The sequence below is a fragment of the Peribacillus sp. NPDC097295 genome (genome assembly GCF_044761665.1).
GTDB lineage: Bacteria > Bacillota > Bacilli > Bacillales > DSM-1321 > Peribacillus.
The window spans coordinates 61678-82716 of the sequence record NZ_JBIWCW010000011.1 but is presented as its reverse complement, the minus strand read 5'-3'; the positions used below and the strand labels follow the sequence as shown (position 1 = coordinate 82716).

Sequence of the window (21039 nt, the reverse complement as noted above, 5' to 3'; positions counted from 1 at the left end):
TTTACGTACAGATTATCCAAATGCTATAAGTAAAATAAACAGCCACGTGCATCATAGCATGTGGCTGTTTATTTCTATTAAATTACACCTTCAAAACCCCTCTATATCAACACTCCACTTAAAACGCCCAATCCCCATTACGGAAGACAGGTTCTGAAGTGCCGTCAGGAAGGATGCCGTCGATGTCCATTTTATCCGAACCGATCATGAAATCGACATGGGTTAGGCTTTCGTTCAGGCCGTTTTCCGCCAGTTCTTCAGGGCTCATGTTCTTTCCACCTTCAAGACAGAATGCATAAGAGCTTCCGATGGCTAAATGATTCGATGCATTTTCATCGAATAATGTATTGAAGAATAATACGTTTGATTGGGAAATAGGGGAATTGAAAGGAACCAATGCCACTTCTCCTAGGTAATGCGAGCCTTCATCCGTATCGACCAATTGTTTCAGTATTTCTTCGCCTTGTTCAGCCTTCACTTCCGTGATCTGGCCGTCCTTGAACGTCACGGAGAAGTTATCGATGATATTGCCGCCGTAACTAAGCGGTTTTGTGCTTGAAACCGTTCCGTTTACGCCTGTTTTCAGTGGGACCGTGAACACTTCTTCCGTTGGCATGTTTGCCATGAATTCGTGTCCTTGCTCATTAATGCTGCCAGCTCCGCACCAAAGGTGTTTTTCAGGCAATTCAATGGTTAGATCGGTGCCTGGTGCCGTGTAATGCAATTTTTGGTAATGCTTTTCATTTAAGTAATCCACTTTTTCGTGGAGGGTGTCGTCGTGTTTCTTCCATGCCTCCACAGGTTCCTCTACATCAACCCGTACGGCTTTGAAGATCGCTTCCCAAAGTGTATCGACGCGTTTTTCTTCAGCTACTTCAGGGAATACTTTATCAGCCCAAGCTTGTGAAGGGACTGCGACAATGGACCAGCTCACTTTATCGGACTGCATATATTGGCGCCATTTTTTCAGGGCGGTGCCAGATGCTTTCTGGAAGTTGGCGATCCGTTCAGGTTGAACGGATTTCAAAAGATCCGGACTAGAGGAGATGACGGATAGAAAAGCAGCGCCTTTTTCAGCAAGTTCAATCGTTTCTTTTGCACGCCATTCAGGATACTCATTGAACACTTCGGAAGGGGCCATTTCGTATTTTGTACGGCCGACAATATCATCGTTCCAATTGACGATGACATTGCGGGCACCACTTTCGTATGCCTTCTTAACAATAAGGCGAACCAACTCTGCTCCTTCTAAGGTAGTGTTCAAGACGAGGGTTTGTCCTTCTTGAATATTGACGCCGACTTTAACGGCCAGTTCTGCATATTTTTCTAAATTCTTTTGAAATTCACTCATCGTTAAAAACTTCCTTTCGATTATCTACATTCATCATTGTAGCGATAGTTTCTGAAAAAAGAAACTATTTAAACATATGTATCATAAAATGTGCAGTAAAAAATTCAGGTAGCCAATTCTATAACTTGATTCTATCAAATGGGTAGAGGAAAAGACTATCAAAACGATTTGAGAATAATCGAAATAATGAAAACTATCAGAAGAAAGAGAGAGTCCCGGGAGACCCTCTCTTTCAAGCATCATTTATCTAGGTTAATCCAGACGCTTTTTACTTCTGTATAGTTATCAAGTGCATAGGAACCCATTTCCCGTCCGATTCCTGATTGCTTATACCCACCGAAAGGGGAGGCGGCATCAAATGCATTATAACAATTGACCCAAACCGTACCGGCACGTAATTTCCCAGCTACATAATGTGCATTGGCCAGGTCGCTAGTCCATAAACCGGCAGCCAACCCATATTCACTTGCGTTCGCCCGATTGATAACATCATCTAAGTCTTCGTATGGCATGGCGGCAATTACAGGACCGAAAATCTCTTCTTTGGCAATGGTCATTTCCTCTTCTACACCGGCAAATATCGTTGGTGAAACAAAGTAGCCTTCTTCACCTGGCTTGTTCCCTCCAACCAGCACTTCTGCCCCTTCATTTTTGCCTTTTTCAATATAGCCGAGAACACGTTTTTGCTGTTCTTGGGAAACGAGTGGCCCGATTTGGGTATTAGGATCCAACCCTGCTCCCTGTTTGATATTTTTAGCATGGCTTGTCATATCAGCCACGACATTATCATAGTGTTTCTTTTGTATATAGACCCGGGAGCCGGCGCAGCATACTTGTCCCTGATTAAACATGACGCCATTTAAGGCACCTGGTATGGCTTTCGAGAAGTCGGCATCTGGAAGGATGATGTTTGGAGATTTCCCTCCAAGTTCCAGTGTCACACGTTTCATGGAGTAGGAGGCAGAGCGCATGATCATTTTCCCTACTTCAGTGGACCCGGTGAAGGCAATTTTATCGACTTCGGGATGATCGACCAGCGCTTGTCCTGCTGTTTCACCAAACCCGGGGACGATATTGACGACACCATCAGGGAATCCTGCTTCGGCAATTAGTTCGGCCAAATAAAGAGCAGATAATGGTGTTTGTTCCGCGGGTTTCAGTACGACTGTACAGCCAGTCGCAAGAGCGGCTCCTAGCTTCCACATCGCCATAAGAAGAGGGAAGTTCCAAGGGATGATTTGACCGACGACACCTACAGCTTCATGTTTCGTATAATTGAAGTAATTTCCGTTTACCGGAATGGTCTGTCCTACGATTTTAGTAGACCAGCCAGCAAAATATCTCATATGATCAATGGCTAGGGGAATATCCGCATTCGTTGTCTCACTAATCGGTTTTCCGTTATCCAGTGTTTCTAATTGGGCTAATTCTGTTTTGTTTTCTTCCATCAAGTCCGCTAGTTTATACATTAGCCTGCTACGGTCAGAGGCGCTCATCTTAGACCATGGGCCTTGATCGAATGCTTTTCGTGCTGCTTTTACGGCTAAGTCAATATCTTCCTTATCTGCTTCATATACATCTGCGAGTTTCTGGCCTGTGGCAGGGTTGGGAGTGGTGAAGGTCTTCTTTGAGGCACTTTCTACAAATTGTCCATTGATGAAGAGTCTCTTTGGACCTTTAAGGAATTTGTCGAGCTTTCCACTTACTTCTAATGCTAGATTGGTCATAGTTTCCCTCCTGAATATATGAAATATATTGGGCAAAACGTAATGACAGAGATGATAACGCTTTCATGTGCCAATATTTATCATATGTTAAATAAGTGGAGTATACAATCATTAATGTTCGACATTTTTTTTATGGCGGAAAAGGCGTGAAATCAACGTTTTTTTAACTTGAGTAAAGAAAAGTGTCAAGACAGGTGTAAAATATATGGTAAACTTTAAAATTAATAGGTAGAATCAAATAGGAGACTATATTAAGAAGTTTCATCAGAATTCAGGAGGATAATATGGAGAACAATGCAAAAGTGATATCTCAGCGTAAATTGTTGGGAGTCGCTGGTCTTGGTTGGATGTTTGATGCACTGGATGTAGGGATGCTTTCATTTATCATCGTTGCATTGAAACAGGATTGGAATTTAACGAGCGAACAGGTCGGTTGGATAGGGAGCATCAATTCTATCGGGATGGCGGTTGGCGCCATACTTTTTGGAGCGATGGCAGACCGGGTTGGCAGAAAGAATGTCTTTATCATTACCTTATTATTATTTTCGATTGCGAGCGGTCTGTCGGCAGCGGTCAGTACGCTCAGCTTATTCCTGATTTTACGTTTCTTGATAGGGATGGGGCTTGGGGGAGAGCTTCCCGTTGCGTCAACGCTTGTTTCTGAAAGCGTCGAAGCGAGTAAAAGGGGGCGTGTTGTCGTACTGCTAGAAAGTTTTTGGGCGGTCGGCTGGTTATTGGCTGCGCTCATTTCCTATTTCATCATTCCGGAGTACGGATGGCGTATCGCATTGTTATTAAGTGCCGTTCCTGCGTTCTATGCTCTTTATCTGCGTTTAAAATTACCCGATTCTCCAAAATATACGGAGCTTGAAAAGAGACAGAGACCGTCGGTGCTGGACAATATGAAAAGTGTCTGGAAAAAGGGTTACGCACGTCAGACACTTGTGTTATGGATCCTATGGTTCTGCGTGGTCTTTTCTTATTATGGCATGTTTTTATGGTTGCCGAGTGTCATGGTGATGAAGGGGTTTAGCATGATTCAAAGCTTTGAATATGTATTGATCATGACGTTGGCTCAGCTTCCTGGTTATTTTTCTGCTGCATGGCTGATAGAGAAGATGGGGCGTAAATTCGTATTGATTACATATTTAATAGGCACGGCAAGTAGTGCATTTTTCTTTGGCTCAGCTGAAGGGTTGTCATTCTTGATCGTATCCGGAATGTTTCTGTCGTTTTTCAATTTAGGAGCATGGGGAGCACTTTATGCGTATACACCTGAACAATATCCAACTGTCATACGTGGTACAGGAACTGGATTAGCTGCTGGAATCGGGCGTGTCGGTGGGATTTTGGGCCCGTTGCTTGTCGGTTATTTAGTTGCTGGGGGTACACCGATTTCGACAATCTTCACCATCTTCACCATTGCCATTTTAATTGGTGCACTTGCTGTGGCATTTGGAAAAGAAACGAAGAATACGATTCTTTCATAATAGAAGGAGGATGACTCGTAAAGACATCCTCCTTCTATTAGTTAGTAAAGCTTAGTACAGCATTTGAGAGGGTTTTGGCGGCATCATGAGGATGCTTGGCCTGTAAAATGGCAGAGACGACCGCCACCCCGGATATACCACTTTTTGAAAGTGTATGAATATTATCCGCTGTAATCCCCCCAATCGCTACGGAAGGAATCGAAACACTACTACAAATTTTCTCCAGTTCGCCTTCTGCCATTATGGTTGCATCTTGTTTCGTATTGGTGGGAAATATAGAGCCAACGCCAATATAGTCGGCGCCATTTCGTTCAGCTACAAGGGCTTCTTCCAAGGTCGACACAGAAACCCCAATAATCATATCGTCAGGAACCAGGTCTTTTATGATAGATAGAGGGAGGTCATCCTGTCCAACGTGAATTCCATCCGCTCCTACGGCAAGAGCTACATCTACCCGGTCATTAATGATTAAAGGAATGGACAGGTCATTGAGAACCTGTTTCAACAGGGAAGCTTTTTGATAAAAAGTGAGGGAGGATGCTTTCTTCTCTCTAAGTTGGACGGCTGTGACTCCACCTGCAACCGCCTCGACGATAATATTGGTCATTTCCTCGAATTCTAACGTCTCTTCCGTTACCAAATAAACACTCAAATCAAAGGGCAATTTCTTCATGAATGTTCACCTCGCTTCCCCATATGGATTGATCCATTTTTGAAATGGCATCAATTATCCTTGTTCTGTAAGTCCCAGTGCCTTCATTGTCTTTAAGATTTCTTGCAGCAAGTTCACCAGAGAGGCTCATTGTAGAAATTCCAGCAATCGCAGCAGAATAATAGTCCCCTGTTACTCCGCAGAAAGCACCAATCAGGGCTGTCGCCATGCAGCCGGTCCCTGTTACTTTCGTTAATAGGGGATTTCCATTATCGATGATGGATGTTTGTGACGAGTCACTGACAGCATCTTTGGCTCCACTCACGACGACTACACTATTCAGTTTCCTAGCAGCAAGTAAGGCCAGTTCGGCGTTGCTGATTGAAAGAGCGCCTGAATCGACCCCACGCGTTACGATATCGCCTCCCATTAGCCTATGGATCTCACTTGCATTACCCCGAATGACTTGAACAGTCATTTTATCGAGCAGTTCCATCGCTTTCTCTGTTCGATAAGGGGTCGAACCGACACCCACAGGATCGACAATTATCGGTATATGAAGATCGTTTGCTGTTTTTCCGGCAATCTCCATCGCTTCCAAGGACATATCATCAATCGTTCCAAAATTTAAAACAAGTGCTTGTGCCAGCTTCACCATGTCGGCCACTTCTTTTGGACTGGAAGTCATGACGGGAGAACCGCCGATTGCTAAGGTTGCATTGGCACAATCATTGACCGTGACAAAGTTGGTGATTTGGTGGACGAGCGGTTTTTTCTTCCTAACTTGTTCAAATAGGTCAGTAATGGCCATTTTCAATTTAAATCACTCCAGTTCTCTTTGTGAAATTGGTAGAAATGGTGAACAGGCCCATGTCCTTTACCAAGTTCAAAGCTATTTCGTATGGCTTCTGAAATATAGACTTTCGCTTGTTCGATGGACAGATCTAAAGGAATTCCTTTTGCAAGGTTGGATGTAATGGCAGAGGAAAGGGTGCAGCCGGTCCCATGCGTGTTTTTGGTATGTATGCGTTCGCCCTTGAACCAAGTGAATTCCTTCCCATCATAAAAGAGGTCATTGGGATTTCCTGCTGCATGTCCTCCTTTCAGTAACACCGCTTTCGGACCCAGTTCAAGAATAGCGGTACATGCCTTATAAAAGTCTTGTTTCGTCCGGATCGGGAACCCGGTAAGGACTTCTGCTTCAGGTATATTGGGTGTCACAAGTGTTGCGAGTGGAAGTAAATCGGTTCTTAACGATGAAACGGCCCCTTCATCCAGCAGATGGTGTCCACTTTTGGATATCATGACAGGATCAATGACGACGGTAGCAGGCTTAAATAACTTAAGCGAATTTGCAACGGTTTCGACGGTCTCCTTTGACCCAAGCATCCCAACTTTTACTGCATCGACATGAATGTCTTCAAAAATGGCGGCAATTTGATCGGTAATCATTGCTAAATCGATAGGCTGGACTGAACGAACTTCCATGGTATTTTGCGCCGTGATAGCTGTGATAACAGACATGCCAAAAACCAGGTGTGCTGAAAAAGTCTTTAAATCAGCTTGGATTCCAGCCCCGCCTCCTGAGTCAGATCCTGCGATCGTTAGTGCTGTTTTCATAAAAAAGCCTCCTCATATAATCATTTTTCAAAAGTACGTTCAATAAAAGAAAGGCTAAGAGTGAACCCATTAATGAACTAAGAAGAAAAGCTGGTAAAAAACCAAAAAGTGCAGCTTTTTCCCCCAATAATAAGACAGCTATTGGATAACAGGCCAGAGAACCAAGAATGCCGGTTCCCAATACTTCTCCTATGCAGGCGATCCCAATCTTTTTTGTTTTTTGGTAAAGGAGCGCGGCCAGGAGGGCACCGATCATGCTTCCCGGAAACGCAAAAATGGAGCCAGTACCTATCATGTTTCTGATAAGTGATACCAAAAAGGCTTGGGTCACAGCAAAGAACGGTCCCAATATTACGGCTGTGATAACATTAACTACATGCTGAATAGGAAAGATCTTTGCATATCCAACCGGGACAAAAATGAACGAACTTGTTAAGGTAGCGATTGCCGTGAACATGCCAGTCAGCGTCATTTTACGTAATAAGTTATTCATATCAACTTTCATAGCGGCCAATCATGTTCGTGATGAACCATGTCCCAAAATAAATATTCATATCGGGAGGTCATTAAAAAGTGTTTCTCTAATTTATTTAGTTCTTTTTCAGGTAAACCTTCCGTCAGCTCATCTAAAAGCTTAGCCAACCATTTATGGGCTTCGGCGAATTTAGGAGATGAGTACGATTCAATCCACTGGGCATAACGATTTGTCGCTAGCGCTTTCCCGTTTTGTTCTTTTAACAGCAAACCAATCTCATAATAATCCCAAGCACATGGAAGCAAACAGGCGACAATGTCAGCCAGTGTCCCGTGATGTGCGGCATTTAGCATATAGCCTGTATAGGCAAGGGTAATGGGGGTGGGTTCGGTATTTTCCAATTCTTCAGAGCTGATTCCGAACTCTTTGCAGTAGTTCCGATGCAAATTCATTTCTACTTGGAGCGTCTCATTTAAAATACCTGCAAACTTGGCCATGGTTTCAAGATTGTTAGCCTTGATAGCCCCTAAAGCAAAAAGTTTGGAATAATCGATAAGATAGATATAATCCTGCTTTAAGTAATAGGCGAATTTCTTTTCTGGTAGTGTCCCGTCTCCAATTGCTTGAACGAAAGGATGAGTATGATTCCTTTTCCAGATTTCTTTTGCACGATGATGAAGTCTCTCACTGAAAGATTTCCATTGGGTATTCGTCATGATTTTTTCCTCCTTTATTAAATTCACATACTTAGAAAGGAGCTTAAAATGAAAAATCAGCCGCTTTCAATTAGAAAGCGGCTGTTCTAGGAATGGAAGGATCCCTTTTCAACCTGCTTTCCTACGCTGGTATGACCAGATCAGGTACAAAGGGTTTGATTCTCAGCCTATTAATGGCTCCCCTAGCAGTTTATTATTCAATTAAACAAAAAACCCGTTCCTGAAAACGGAACGGGGCAGATGGATGAAGTCAAATATCGATGACGATATCATCCACTTTCCTCCGCCGGCATCACCCGGATCAGGTTCAAAGGGTCCGGAACATCATTCCATCTCAGTCTATAGAAGACTCCCCTAGTGGTATTTCGTATGTGATTAATGTCATCATAACAGATAAAAAGGAAAATGCAACCGATGCACACCCATTATCTAAAAGAGTTTAATAGGTAAAAAGTATAAAAAAAATGAACACATTTGACTTTTGGTTGAAAATGGTATAAAATCATGTCGAAATCATTTATATTCTATATTCTTATCCAGAGAGGTGGAGGGACTTGGCCCTAAGAAACCTCGGCAACAGGCCCATCGGGGAACTGTGCTTCTTCCAACAAGCTTATGCTTGGGAGATAAGAAGAGACGAACGGGCATCTGTCAACCTCTTCTTGGATTAGAAGAGGTTTTTATTTTGTGAAAATGTGTTTAAGGAAACTGTAAAAAAGGTATATATATTTTGGCTTAAGCGAAGTCTATAAGATTAGGCTTATTCATAAGTTTGAAGTATGAACCTAAGGAAAGGAGCCATTTATATGGCAGAGTTTTTCGAGAAAAAAGAACAGAGGAGAGCATTGTTGATAGAAGAACTATTATCAAATGGTGTATATAAAACCTCTGACGAAAAGCATCTATATGATGCTCCATTAAAAGCTCTTGAGGATGAATATAGGATTATTATAGATAGATCAGGTAATGAGTCACCTCCAGAATGTATGACATAGCTAAGATGTTTACCTATCATAAATTTACAGCTTAAAAAGGAAGAAGCATTTGCTACATTACAGAGCAAATGCTTCTTCCTTTTTTAAATCGACATAAATAATACATAAAGCGGAAAGTTAATGGGTATTTTGTCACACATAATTTATAAAATAACATATTTAAATCTTGGAATATGATTGATTTTGACTAGTGTATTGATTATGATAAAAAGTGTAAAATACTTGAAAAAATGGGAAGTGATGATATTGCAGTATCCATATATAACAGTGGAAAAAATAGAAGAAAAGCGAAAAGAAATGATCATGTTAGCAACGAATTATGGTTTTACAAGCAGAATTACAGTTCAAGCAAGCCAGGAGTTGGATTCGTTACTAAACGCTGTTAATCCCGTAAGATACTTAGAAAATGCACTTCCCAAAAATTATAGGGAATGAAGTCCTTCTAAATACAAATCTAGTCCTTTCCTGCAATTGAATGAGTCATGTAGTGACACGTTTACCAAGGATGACCAAGTCACGTTCCAATCCATCGAGTTCTGCCACTTTCGGTAAATGAGCCCATTTTTCAAAACCGAATTTTGAAAAAAGTTTAATGCTTGGTTCATTGTGAGCGAAAATAAATCCTAGGAGTGTCTTTACTCCTACCTTCGGACTCACCTCCATAGCTTTCTGAATCGAAGTCTGTCCAATACCCTTTCCACGGAAATCGTCATCAAGATAAATGCTTATTTCAGCCGTAGAATCATATGCGGGCCTACCATAGAAAGATTGAAAGCTCATCCAACCAGCCGTTTTCCCATCATATGTAATCATATACAATGGACGTTTATGGGTATGTTCATCAAACCATTTCAACCGTGATTCTACTGTAATTGGTTCCGTATCTGCCGTAACCATCCTCGAAGCGATTGTAGAATTGTAAATCTCGACAATTTTAGGCAAATCCTCTATTACTGCTTCTCTGAACCCTATTTCCTCATACATCATTTAGCTCCAATCCATATTTTTTAGCTCTTTTCCCGTTCACCAAGGTGCAATAGGAAAGATTTCTCTTATCATACACTTTCCCGGGTTTTTCTTACAATTGTTTTTGAATGTTAGGCTCGTCCTCTTTTTGGGTATTTATAAAATTAAATACTTCCTAGTGAATAAAAAGGAGAAAGATATTACATGAAAAAGATAGTTGGCATATTATTTATTGTACTTGTTATATGTTTAGTTGCCTATGTGTTTCAGGCAGTGGGTGAGAAAAACGATCAAAGAGTCATGGCTTTTGGAGATTCGCTGACATATGGTAAGGGAGATCAAGAAGGGGAAGGGTATATAGATGACCTGAAGCAGAAAACGAATGATTCCGATTCGGATAAGAAAGTGCAATTCTGGAATTATGGAATAAAAGGTCAGGAAACGGACGGGGTCATTAATCAGCTTGAAGATACAGAAATAAACACGAAACTGGATAAGGCCGATACTTTTATCGTTTATATCGGAATAAACGATTTGATTAATAGTAATGGTGGAAATTTGAAAAAAATACATGATCAAAAGATAAATGATGGAAAAAAGGAGTACGTCGAGCATATAGATACGATTCTTTCTTTACTTTTAGAGAAAAATACTAAAGCGGATATTCTTGTGATAGGGTTATATAATCCTAACAAAGAGGATATGAAATTGGAAAACCATATTAATAATTATAACTCCGCCTTACAAGAAAGGGTGGATAAGGATAATAGATTGAAATATATCCCAACGAATGATTTATTCCAAAATAAAGATAAAGAAGAGTACTTCAGTGATGAGATACATCCTAATGAAAAAGGCTACCAGCTTATCACGAATCGAATATTAGATAAATACAATTTTAAATAAGAACAATAAAAAGGGGCATGGAAGCTTATTTCCATGTCCCTTTTATGATGGAGCCTCATGAGCGGAAAGGTTTTTGCTCAGTGGGCTTATGTTTCTGATTGGGAGTTGCTTGGGGAAACTGTAAGTCATGGAGCTGTCTGTATCGTCCATTATTTAGCAGTAGTTGTTCATGTGTTCCTTTTTCCTGGATAATGCCTTTTTCAAGAACGACAATTTGATCTGCCTTTTGTACGGTTGATAATCGATGGGCAATCACGATGGACGTTCGGTTTTCTAGTAAGTTGGATAACGCTTCCTGGATTAGATGTTCGGATTCCGTATCAAGCGATGCTGTCGCCTCATCCAGAATGATGATTTGAGGATTCTTCAAAAGAGCCCTGGCAATGGCAATGCGCTGCTTTTGGCCACCGGAAAGTTTGACCCCACGCTCTCCGATTTGTGAGTCATATCCTTTCGGGAAATCACTGATAAATTCATGGGCATTGGCCGCTTTAGTTGCCTCAATAATTTCCTCATCTGTTGCATCGAGTTTACCATAAATAATATTATCGCGGATGGAACCATTAAACAAAATGATATCCTGTGAAACTATCCCCATTTGGCTTCGTAAAGACTTGAGCGAAAGATCACGAATATCATGACCATCCACTTTAATTGTGCCCTGTTGGGGATCATAAAAACGGATTAAAAGGCTGGTAACCGTTGATTTTCCTGCCCCTGAAGAGCCGACAAGGGCGGTTACCTTTCCTGCTTTTATTATAAGGTTAAGATTGCGGAGTACCGGAACTCCTTCGTCATAAGCGAAATCAACCGCATGAAACTCGATTTGTTTCGTGATCTCTGTAAGATCAAGAGTTGTTTCCTTGTCCTTGATTCCCGGTTGCGTCTCCATTATTTCTGTAATACGTTCAAATGCTGCAGCCGATTGTTGCACGATACTGATTACCCGGCTGAAATTACGAACGGGACTTTGAAGAAGCCTTAGATAAGCGAGGAATGCCACGATTAATCCAATCGTAAACTCTCCCTGCATGACTTGCCAGGCCCCAAATACAATCACGGCGACAAGACCCAAATTGTTCATCAAGTCTATAAGCGGGCCGAACATGGAGCGCAAGCGAACCGATTTGATGTTCGCTACCATATTCTCATGATTCCGGTCTGCGAATCGTTTCGATTCGAATTCTTCATTGGTGAAGGATTGAATGAGCCGCATACCGGAGAGAGAATCCTGCAGCTGATTACTGACCTCGCCGGCAGAACTTTGCACACTTCTAAAAGAGAGGCGGATCCGTTTGCCGAATACACGTGTCATATAGAACATGAACGGAAATGTTAAGAGAAGGACCACGGTCAGCTTCCAATTGATGAAGAGCATATATACTGCAACCGCAAAAAAAGTAACCGTATCTGTTATGACCTGAAGCATGCTGGATGAAATGAGCTGTTGAAGCAGATTTACATCATTCGTAAGTCTGGACATTAAGTCCCCGGTTCGGTTTTTATCAAAGAATTTCATATCCAACTTTTGGATATGGTCATATAAGCCATTCCGTAAATCCATGATCGCCTTTTGCCCGACTTTTGAGACGATATAGCTATTCAAAAAGTTTAGCAATGCCAATAAAATGGCGGCAACGAGGATGCCTGATCCTACCCAAATCAAAGAGCCATATTCTTTGTCTGGAATGACCTCATCAATGGTATATTGCGTAAGTTGCGGTATGGAAAACTCAAGCAAAGAAATGAAGATCATGATGAATATAATCATACTTGAAAATTTCCATCGGGATGGAATGCGATTGAATATTTGTTTGAGCATGACCCAAATGCTTCCCTTTGATGGTGTGGCATTCATTGCACTACGGCCTTTATGACTAAATGGGATATGTCCCGCGCTCATTTTAATCACTCCTACGATAAATTGAAAAATGTTTTTAAAAGGAATATACCTTTAGGACTATCATAGAGGATTAAAAAAATTAGACAACATTTGATGGGTTATCTTTTGATAAAGAACCTTTATGTTTTACAATTAATCCTTATGATGGAATAATCATGGTAACTAGTGAGGGGAGAGGGTAACCATGGATGAGAACAAAAAGATCAGGGAAGAACTTATACAAGCGGTGAATGGATTATCGGATGAACAATTAAATGCTCACCCAGAAGAAGGGCGATGGAGCATCATTCAGGTATTAAATCATCTATATCTAATGGAGAGAGCAATTACTAAAGGCATTGCCGATACATTGGCTAGTGATGAGAGCAAACATGCAGACGATAAACCGATACAGTATACGTTAAATCGTGACACTAAGGTGGACGCACCATCCTCCGTCATTCCAACAGAGGAATTTCTAACATTAGATGAAGTGAAAACGAAGCTTTCATCTTCCCGAGAGGCATTGGAAGCGGTAGTTTCCCATGCGAATGAGGATGCCTTGAACGAAAAGTCTTTCCCGCACCCCATGTTTCAAGATCTAAGTTTAAAGCAGTGGATACCGTTTGTCGGGTTGCATGAAAAACGGCATTTATTCCAAATAGAAGAGTTGAAGTCCAAACTATAAAAAAACTCAGCCTATAGGTTGAGTTTTTTTATATATGGATTCATTTAGGAAAGACTATGTAGGGGGTAGTAAACTGTTGTTACAAGTAAAAAGTGAGGGCTATAATCATGATTATTGCTTTAACGCGCAAAATTCGTTAAAGTGAACTAGTGAGAAAATGGACATAAAAGGAGTGCATTCACCATGGAAGAAATTAAACATTGCCAGGACTCTTTAGTTATAAAAACGAGCTTGGTCCTCCCGCCGGATACTAATAATATCGGTACGATGTTTGGAGGGAAATTGATGGCTTATATCGATGACGTAGCGGCTATTTCTGCAATGCGTCACTCGAGGAGTAATGTCGTAACAGCATCGACTGATTCTGTCGATTTCCTGCATCCCATTCATGAAGGAAATGCAGTTTGTCTTGAAAGCTTTGTAACATTTACAGGCAGGACATCCATGGAAATCATTGTAAAAGTCGTTGCCGAGGACTTACTTACAGGAGAAAGAAATCTTTGTGTTATTTCCTTCTTAACTTTTGTTGCCATCGATGACAACGGAAAACCTATACCTGTTCCACGGTTGGTTCCGGAGACTGAGATGGAAAAGAACTTAAACGAATCAGCCAAACACCGGGCAGACGTACGGAAAAAAAGAAGAGATGATACACAATTCATCGCGAATACCTTTGGTGTGAAATTGCCATGGACGACTGAAAAATCAGATCCAGGGTTATATAAATAATACGAAAAAACGGGCAGCTAATGCCCGTTTTTTCGTATTAGTCATCGCTTGATAAGATTCCAAAGAAACGGAGGATATTAATGAATAGATTGATGAAATCCAGGTAAAGATTCAATGCCATGAGTGGTACTTCTTCTGCAGTTACCCCGTAATGCTTCATACGATTGAAATCATAAAGAACATATCCACTGAATACAAGAATCCCAATAAAGGAAAAGACGAGCATCGCCGTGGAACTTAAAGGCGAGAATAGATTAAATATACTAATGGCTACTAAAGCTAGCAAGGAAGCCAAAAGCATTCCACTTAAAAATGACAGATCCCTCTTGGTTGTTGTTGCGTATAACGCTAATCCACCAAAGACGACGGTTGTCGTCACGCCAGCTAATATCACGACGTTTGCTCCGGCTAAGGCTAGGTAGTGAGCAATGATCGGATAGGTGGTCATTCCAGATATCAATGTAAAAGCATACAGAAATGTGTATCCAATTGCTTTTTTTCTCCTCATGATGAATGCGCCGATCAGCATGGCAATTTCCAAAATCGCTAAAGGCAGAAATAAGGCAGGGGGGATAAGGGTCCCTGCAGCCATCCCTAATACGGAAATGGCAAGGGATATAGCAAATGTACGCATGACAGAGGGTATATACGAATCTACGGTATGTGAATACATTGGGTTTACCTCCATATAATTATTTATACCAGTTCTTACGCAATAAAGTTTGAAAGGTTTCACTTTTATTCAAGGCTTCTTATAGAGGAAACAAAAAAAGTAGCATCTTTGATTAATATTCTTGTTAAGGATAATTTACTGAAATATCAAAATATTAAGAAAATATTTTTCGGAAATCGATAAGTAAAGATATATTTGTCTATAAAGGAACAGCCTACTTTTATTATTTTCATATATATAAAATAGATAGAGTGCTTTAGTTTATTGATGAAACTCCCATTATTATAGGAACGTAAAAATGAAAAAAAATAATTTGTGAAAATAAAATTATAGGGAAAAATTATTCCTAAAGTTATAATTAATTAAAAAAATGTTATAATTTGATAGAAATATGTTGAATAAATATTATAAATTGATTACAATTTTATTTAATTATCAGAAAATTTTTATTTTACCGGTAAAACAGTTTAGGGGGATCAGGATGAAAAAAGCAATATTGCAAGTTGAGAACCTCACTACCTCATTTCGAATCCAGAATAAATATCATGCAGCGGTGGATGATGTCTCATTTACGGTGCATGAAAATGAAATTGTAGCAGTGGTTGGTGAGTCAGGTTGTGGTAAGAGTGCACTAGCCCTCTCTATCATCCAATTACATAATAGGCAAAGAACTAAATCTGAAGGTGTCATAAATTATAAGGGTCAGAATTTACTGGACCTTAATGAGCCGCAAATGAATAAAGTTCGAGGTAAGGAACTGGGGATGATATTCCAAGAACCTTTAACTGCATTGAATCCCTTGATGACTGTCGGAAAGCAGATTGAGGAAAATCTTGATTATCATACGAATCTATCAACTGATGAAAAAAAGAAAAGGACAATTGAACTTTTAACACAGGTTGGCATCCCCTACCCGGATAGGACCTACAAGCAATATCCTCATGAACTTTCGGGTGGTATGCGCCAAAGGGCCATGATATCGATCGCGATTGCTTGCAATCCTGCATTAATCATTGCGGATGAACCAACGACGGCACTTGATGTGACGATTCAAGCTCAAATCCTGGACTTATTAAAGGAAATACAAAGCAAGACAAAAATGGGAATCATCTTGATTACTCATGACTTAAGCGTAGTGGCAGAGGTTGCCGATCGCATTGTCGTGATGTATGCCGGACAAGTGGTTGAGACGGGAAGCGTCAAAGAGATATTCAAGAAACCACTTCATCCGTATACCCGGTCATTAATGAATTCCATCCCATCGGCACTTACTGAGAAAAAACGTTTGCACGTTATAGAAGGCATCGTACCATCCATTGCGAAAATGGACAGGGTTGGCTGCCGATTCCAAGAGCGAATTCCTTGGATTCCTAAACAGGCCCATGAGGAGTCACCTACCTTACATGAGGTAGGGGAGGATCACTTCGTAAGGTGCACATGTTATAAGGATTTTTATTTTCAATCTGAAGGAGAGGCAAAACCTTATGACATTACTCAAAATAGATAATTTAAAAGTGCATTTTCCAATTAGGGGCGGCTTTTTTCGTAGAGTGGTAGATCATGTCAGAGCCGTCGATGGTGTGTCATTCGAATTACAACAAGGTGAGACTTACGGTTTGGTTGGAGAATCAGGGAGCGGGAAGTCCACAACGGGTAAAGCTGTGGTCAAACTGAATGATGTGACAGCGGGAAAAATCATGTTCGAAGGTAGAGATTTAGCGTCATTGAGTCGAAGAGAGATCAAGCCATTCCGAAGAGATATCCAAATGATTTTTCAGGACCCGTATTCCTCGTTGAATCCCAAAAAACGGGTGCTCGATATCATCGCCGAGCCGCTAAGGAATTTTGAACGGTTGTCCCCTGGAGAAGAAAAGAAAATTGTCCAGGACTTCTTGGATAAAGTCGGTCTAAGCCCGGAATCGATTTACAAATATCCGCATGAATTTTCCGGCGGACAACGTCAGCGTATAGGAATCGCTAGGTCATTGACGTTAAAACCTAAACTGATCATTGCCGATGAACCGGTTTCGGCGTTAGATGTGTCGGTTCAAGCACAGGTATTGAACTTCCTTCAAGATTTACAGGAGGAATTTAATCTAACCTATTTATTTGTCGGCCATGACCTTGGGGTGATCAGGCATATGTGCGACCGGATGGGCGTTATGTATAGAGGTAGAATAGTAGAAGAGGGGACAAGTCAGGAAATCTATGAAAATCCCCAGCACATCTACACGAAACGTCTTATAGCGGCCATACCGGATCTAGAACCGGAAGCACGTGAGCAAAAAATACAGCTCAGAAAGAAATTAACAGCAGAATATGAAGCATCTTATTCAAAATATTTTGATGAAAATGGACGGGCGTATGATTTGAAGCCTATTACTTCAACGCATAGAGTCGCAATACAATAAGGAGGTGGATTGAACATGTGGAAATTTATCCTTAGGCGTTTTTTAGTCATGATTCCTCAGCTCTTTCTCTTGAGCATCATCGTTTTCATGATGGCAAAAGCCATGCCAGGAGATGCCTTGTCAGGTCAGGAAATCAACAACTCAAGGACTAGTCCTGCCGAACTCGAAAGAATCAGGGAAGATATGGGCTTGAATGACCCATGGTATCAACAATATACCAGATGGGCATCCAACGCGATCCAGGGGGACTTTGGGGTTTCTTATACACATAAAATCCCGGTCATGGATGTTATAGAAGACAGGCTTTGGAATACGGTTTATCTTGCAATCGTAACCTTTATATTTACATATTTGCTAGCTATCCCGCTAGGCATAGTGAGCGGCAGATATAGTGATTCCTGGCTGGATAAAGGAGTTACCGGTTACAGTTACCTAGGTTTCGGTACACCAATCTTCATTTTTGCTTTAATTATGCTATTTGTTTTCGGGTTCGGTCTTAACTGGTTCCCTTCAGGCGGAAGCGTTGATTCTAATGTGGATGGTGGGACATTCGCTTACGTCATAAGTAAAATCAATCATTTAATATTGCCGGGTTTAAGTACGGCATTAATTGCAACGACGAGTACCATTCAATATTTACGAAATGAAATCATTGATAATAAAATTAAGGATTTCGTAAGAACTGCACGTTCGAAGGGTGTTCCGGAATCGAAAGTATACTCACGGCATATCTTAAGAAATTCTTTTTTACCGATTGCCGCTTTCTTAGGATATGAAATCACCGGATTGATCGGTGGATCTGTCATAATAGAGACTATTTTTAGTTATCCAGGATTAGGCCAGCTTTTCCTTAGCTCCGTCAGTCTGCGGGATTTCAGTGTTGTGACGGCCATTGTCATGATGACAGGGTTCGCGACGCTGATTGGCACTCTTCTTTCTGACATCATACTTAGCGCGGTTGATCCGCGTATACGAATAGAATAGGAGCGAGGTGAATGTAAATGGAAGTGAAAATGGAAACCGGAAAGAACATTCAAATGCAAGATGTGAGCCCTTCAGGAATGAAAATCATCTGGCAAGAAATTAAGAAAGACAAACTTGCAATGGGCTCATTAATTTTATTAGCAGCTATTTTGCTTTTCGTTTATGGTGCGGCTTTCTTCATGGATGCCAAGGAAATTGCTAAAGTCGATTTCCTGTCCATCTATATGGAGCCTTCTTCAGACTATTGGCTAGGAACTGATTATGGTGGACGAGATGTATTTGGCCAGCTCATCATCGGTACGAGGAATTCATTTACGATTAGTTTATTCATTACTTTATTCACAGCCATCATCGGTTTGACCTTTGGGCTTTTAGCCGGTTACTTTGGCGGTGCTACCGATAATGTAATCATGCGTGTTATAGATTTTGTCATTGCCCTGCCACAATTAATGTTCATCATTGTTTTCGTTACGATTGTACCTACCTTTAATGTCACGGTTTTCATTTTGATCATGACGCTATTTTTATGGACAGGTAAAGCAAGGCTTATCCGTTCAAAGGTATTATCCGAGCGTGAACTAGATTATGTTCATGCTTCACAAACACTTGGTACGCCACATTGGAAAATCATAATTTTTCAAGTGCTTCCAAATATCAGTTCTCTGATTATCGTTAATTTCATTTTGAATCTTGCAGGCAATATTGGCCTAGAATCCAGCTTGACCTTTTTGGGATTCGGTCTTCCAGAGAGCACACCGAGTTTAGGTACGCTCATAAGTTATTCTCAAAACCCAGATGTTCTAGAAAACAAATGGTGGATATGGATACCCGCATCACTCATGATTTTGGTGTTGATGCTGAGTATAAATTTTGTTGGTCAAGCACTAAAACGTGCTGCCGATGCAAGACAAAGAAGAGGATAAAATAAAGGGGAGTGTATGTCATGAAGATTAAAAATTATAGCAAGGTTTTAAGTGCATTGGCTGTTTCATCTTTATTGCTTGCTGCTTGTTCTGATGATACGTCAACTAAAGAGAAAAAGGGTAAAGATGTCGAGCAAGTGGATACATCGAAATTCCCTACTAAAACAACCAATCAGGGAAAGGCCATTGAAGGGGGACACCTGACTTATGGTTTAGTTTCAGATACGCCATTTGAAGGAATTTTAAATAAGATGTTCCAACAAAGTACTTATGACCATGATATTACATCGTTCATAGATGATGAAGATTTATTAGATACAGACGAGAACTACGTATACAATAATGAAGGTGCTGCAACTTACGAGCTTTCTGAAGATAATAAAACCTTTACTTTAACCATAAAAGACAATGTAAACTGGCAAGATGGAAAGCCCGTTACAGGTGCGGATCTTGAATATGCATACGAAGTAATTTCTCACAAAGATTATCCTGGAATTTACTATGATCCGGAACAGATGGAAAAAATCAAAGGAGTAAAAGAATACCATGAAGGTAAAGCTGACAAGATTTCAGGTATCAAAGTAGACGGGAAAAAAATTACATTTAGCTTCTTGCAGGCAAACCCTTCTGTGAAAACTGGTCTATGGGTTTTCCCTCTTCATAAAGAATATCTAAAGGATGTTCCGGTTGCAAAACTTGCTTCTTCTGAAAAAATACGTAAAAACCCGATTGGGTTTGGACCATTCAAGGTGAAGAAAATCGTACAAGGTGAAGCAGTTGAATTTGAAGCGAATAAGGATTACTGGCGGGGCGAACCGAAATTGGACAGCATTACCCTCAAAGTTATAAATCCTTCTGTAGCGGTAAAATCACTACAAAATGGTGATGTTGACATAGCTGAATTTAATGTCGATCATTATGATCAGGTGAAGGCCTTGGACAACGTAGAAGTGTTAGGGAAGGTTGATTTAGCTTATAGTTATATTGGTTTTAAAATGGGACATTTCGACAAGAATAAAGGCGAAAATGTGATGGATAATCCTAAATTCGAAGATAAGCGCGTTCGTCAAGCCATGGCTTATGCCATCAATAACGAACAAGTTGGAGAGAAAATGTATAAAGGACTTCGTTTCCCGGCCAATTCGGTGATAACGCCGAACTTTAAATATAATAATAAAGATTTGAAACCTTATGAATATAATCCGGAAAAAGCAAAAAAATTGCTTGATGAAGCTGGATATAAAGATACAAATAAAGATGGCCTCCGAGAAGATCCGGATGGCAAGGAGTTCAAGATCAATTTTGCTTCCATGAGCGGAGGGGATATTGCAGAGCCGCTTACGAAGTACTATATACAACAATGGCAGGAAGTCGGATTGGATGTTCAGATGCTTGATGGACGTCTTCATGAATTCAATTCATTTTATGATATGCTCAAAACTGACGATGAAAATGTTGATATTTACCAAGCTGCATGGGGTGTTGCTTCCGATCCTGATCCTGCAGGAATATGGGGAAGGAAATCTCCGGCAAACTATACTCGCTGGACCAGTGACAAGAATGACGAATTGCTTAAAAAAGGAGTCTCTGAAGAGGCCTTTGATGATCAATATCGCATAGATGTTTACAATGAGTGGCAAGAACTGGTTCATGAAGAAGTTCCAATGATACCAACGCTATTCCGTTACACACTGTCTGGTGTCAATGAACGGGTAACAGGTTATGATTACCTTGCTGGCCGTCAATATCAATGGTTTGATGTAGGGGTAACTGAAGAATCAGCTAAAAAATAAAGTGGAAAATCGGTTGCCTCTATAGGCAGCCGATTTTTACGTTTCGATGTTGCGAATA

General features: G+C 40.7%; 21 protein-coding genes and 3 riboswitches. Of the genes, 11 read left to right on the top strand and 10 right to left on the bottom strand.

The window, feature by feature from the left end:
• Positions 1-118: 118 nt before the first annotated feature.
• Together ACIQXN_RS16400 and ACIQXN_RS16395 are read right to left on the bottom strand one after the other, a co-directional pair.
• Positions 119-1351, bottom strand: coding sequence for an aminopeptidase (locus ACIQXN_RS16400; protein ID WP_402968807.1), 1233 nt, complete (start codon positions 1349-1351; stop codon positions 119-121).
• A 239-nt stretch (positions 1352-1590) separates the two neighbouring features.
• A complete protein-coding gene (locus ACIQXN_RS16395; protein ID WP_402968804.1) occupies positions 1591-3078 on the bottom strand; it encodes an aldehyde dehydrogenase family protein in 1488 nt (495 codons plus the stop codon).
• Positions 3079-3362: 284 nt separating this feature from the next.
• On the opposite strand from ACIQXN_RS16395, the gene ACIQXN_RS16390 reads away from it, so the two are divergent.
• On the top strand, positions 3363-4568 hold the full coding sequence (locus ACIQXN_RS16390) for an MFS transporter (RefSeq protein ID WP_402968801.1): 1206 nt from the start codon (positions 3363-3365) through the stop codon (positions 4566-4568).
• 37 nt (positions 4569-4605) lie between these two features.
• Here ACIQXN_RS16390 and thiE read toward each other — a convergent pair whose 3' ends face one another.
• The 5 genes from thiE to tenA are packed head-to-tail and all read right to left on the bottom strand — an operon-like array spanning position 4606 to position 8031.
• Positions 4606-5241 (bottom strand): thiamine phosphate synthase, encoded by a 636-nt coding sequence (thiE, locus tag ACIQXN_RS16385; protein ID WP_402968798.1) that lies wholly within the window; start codon positions 5239-5241, stop codon positions 4606-4608.
• A complete protein-coding gene (gene thiM, locus ACIQXN_RS16380) occupies positions 5222-6031 on the bottom strand; it encodes a hydroxyethylthiazole kinase (RefSeq protein ID WP_402968841.1) in 810 nt (269 codons plus the stop codon). The genes thiE and thiM overlap by 20 nt, the downstream gene beginning before the upstream one ends.
• Before the next feature lie 2 nt (positions 6032-6033).
• On the bottom strand, positions 6034-6840 hold the full coding sequence (gene thiD, locus ACIQXN_RS16375) for a bifunctional hydroxymethylpyrimidine kinase/phosphomethylpyrimidine kinase (protein WP_402968795.1): 807 nt from the start codon (positions 6838-6840) through the stop codon (positions 6034-6036).
• Positions 6809-7333 (bottom strand): energy coupling factor transporter S component ThiW, encoded by a 525-nt coding sequence (gene thiW, locus ACIQXN_RS16370; protein WP_402968792.1) that lies wholly within the window; start codon positions 7331-7333, stop codon positions 6809-6811. The genes thiD and thiW overlap by 32 nt, the downstream gene beginning before the upstream one ends.
• Positions 7334-7341: 8 nt before the next feature.
• A complete protein-coding gene (gene tenA / locus ACIQXN_RS16365; RefSeq protein ID WP_402968789.1) occupies positions 7342-8031 on the bottom strand; it encodes a thiaminase II in 690 nt (229 codons plus the stop codon).
• Positions 8032-8132: 101 nt separating this feature from the next.
• A riboswitch (TPP riboswitch) is annotated at positions 8133-8225 on the bottom strand.
• Between the two features lie 67 nt (positions 8226-8292).
• Positions 8293-8397, bottom strand: a riboswitch (TPP riboswitch).
• A gap of 163 nt (positions 8398-8560) precedes the next feature.
• Positions 8561-8664, top strand: a riboswitch (SAM riboswitch).
• 173 nt (positions 8665-8837) lie between these two features.
• On the opposite strand from tenA, the gene ACIQXN_RS16360 reads away from it, so the two are divergent.
• Positions 8838-9026 carry a Fur-regulated basic protein FbpA gene (locus ACIQXN_RS16360; protein ID WP_402968786.1) on the top strand — a complete coding sequence of 63 codons (189 nt, stop codon included), beginning with the start codon at positions 8838-8840 and terminating at the stop codon, positions 9024-9026.
• A 201-nt stretch (positions 9027-9227) separates the two neighbouring features.
• Positions 9228-9461, top strand: coding sequence for an aspartyl-phosphate phosphatase Spo0E family protein (locus ACIQXN_RS16355; RefSeq protein WP_402968783.1), 234 nt, complete (start codon positions 9228-9230; stop codon positions 9459-9461).
• 45 nt (positions 9462-9506) lie between these two features.
• Here ACIQXN_RS16355 and ACIQXN_RS16350 read toward each other — a convergent pair whose 3' ends face one another.
• Positions 9507-10010 carry a GNAT family N-acetyltransferase gene (locus tag ACIQXN_RS16350; RefSeq protein WP_402968780.1) on the bottom strand — a complete coding sequence of 168 codons (504 nt, stop codon included), beginning with the start codon at positions 10008-10010 and terminating at the stop codon, positions 9507-9509.
• A gap of 186 nt (positions 10011-10196) precedes the next feature.
• Here ACIQXN_RS16350 and ACIQXN_RS16345 point away from each other — a divergent pair, with 186 nt between their 5' ends.
• A complete protein-coding gene (locus tag ACIQXN_RS16345; protein ID WP_402968777.1) occupies positions 10197-10898 on the top strand; it encodes a DUF459 domain-containing protein in 702 nt (233 codons plus the stop codon).
• 55 nt (positions 10899-10953) lie between these two features.
• On the opposite strand, the gene ACIQXN_RS16340 is transcribed toward ACIQXN_RS16345, so the two are convergent.
• Complete coding sequence (locus ACIQXN_RS16340) at positions 10954-12801, bottom strand: ABC transporter ATP-binding protein (RefSeq protein WP_402968774.1); 1848 nt, start codon at positions 12799-12801, stop codon at positions 10954-10956.
• A gap of 184 nt (positions 12802-12985) precedes the next feature.
• Here ACIQXN_RS16340 and ACIQXN_RS16335 point away from each other — a divergent pair, with 184 nt between their 5' ends.
• Both ACIQXN_RS16335 and ACIQXN_RS16330 read left to right on the top strand, forming a co-directional pair.
• Positions 12986-13468 (top strand): DinB family protein, encoded by a 483-nt coding sequence (locus tag ACIQXN_RS16335; RefSeq protein ID WP_402968771.1) that lies wholly within the window; start codon positions 12986-12988, stop codon positions 13466-13468.
• 183 nt (positions 13469-13651) lie between these two features.
• Positions 13652-14197: an acyl-CoA thioesterase gene (locus tag ACIQXN_RS16330; RefSeq protein ID WP_402968768.1), complete on the top strand. Its 546-nt coding sequence runs from the start codon at positions 13652-13654 to the stop codon at positions 14195-14197.
• A gap of 37 nt (positions 14198-14234) precedes the next feature.
• On the opposite strand, the gene ACIQXN_RS16325 is transcribed toward ACIQXN_RS16330, so the two are convergent.
• Positions 14235-14870, bottom strand: coding sequence for a Bax inhibitor-1/YccA family protein (locus ACIQXN_RS16325; RefSeq protein WP_402968765.1), 636 nt, complete (start codon positions 14868-14870; stop codon positions 14235-14237).
• A gap of 481 nt (positions 14871-15351) precedes the next feature.
• Between ACIQXN_RS16325 and ACIQXN_RS16320 the strand changes: the two genes are divergently transcribed.
• Genes ACIQXN_RS16320 through opp4A form a run of 5 tightly spaced genes read left to right on the top strand, consistent with a single transcriptional unit; the run spans position 15352 to position 20981 of the window.
• Positions 15352-16377, top strand: coding sequence for an ABC transporter ATP-binding protein (locus ACIQXN_RS16320; RefSeq protein WP_402968762.1), 1026 nt, complete (start codon positions 15352-15354; stop codon positions 16375-16377).
• Positions 16355-17281 (top strand): ABC transporter ATP-binding protein, encoded by a 927-nt coding sequence (locus tag ACIQXN_RS16315; protein ID WP_402968759.1) that lies wholly within the window; start codon positions 16355-16357, stop codon positions 17279-17281. The genes ACIQXN_RS16320 and ACIQXN_RS16315 overlap by 23 nt, the downstream gene beginning before the upstream one ends.
• A gap of 15 nt (positions 17282-17296) precedes the next feature.
• Positions 17297-18265 (top strand): oligopeptide ABC transporter permease, encoded by a 969-nt coding sequence (gene opp4B / locus ACIQXN_RS16310; RefSeq protein WP_402968756.1) that lies wholly within the window; start codon positions 17297-17299, stop codon positions 18263-18265.
• Positions 18266-18282: 17 nt separating this feature from the next.
• Positions 18283-19188 carry an ABC transporter permease gene (locus ACIQXN_RS16305; RefSeq protein WP_402968753.1) on the top strand — a complete coding sequence of 302 codons (906 nt, stop codon included), beginning with the start codon at positions 18283-18285 and terminating at the stop codon, positions 19186-19188.
• A 20-nt stretch (positions 19189-19208) separates the two neighbouring features.
• Complete coding sequence (gene opp4A, locus ACIQXN_RS16300) at positions 19209-20981, top strand: oligopeptide ABC transporter substrate-binding protein (RefSeq protein ID WP_402968750.1); 1773 nt, start codon at positions 19209-19211, stop codon at positions 20979-20981.
• Positions 20982-21039: the final 58 nt, after the last annotated feature.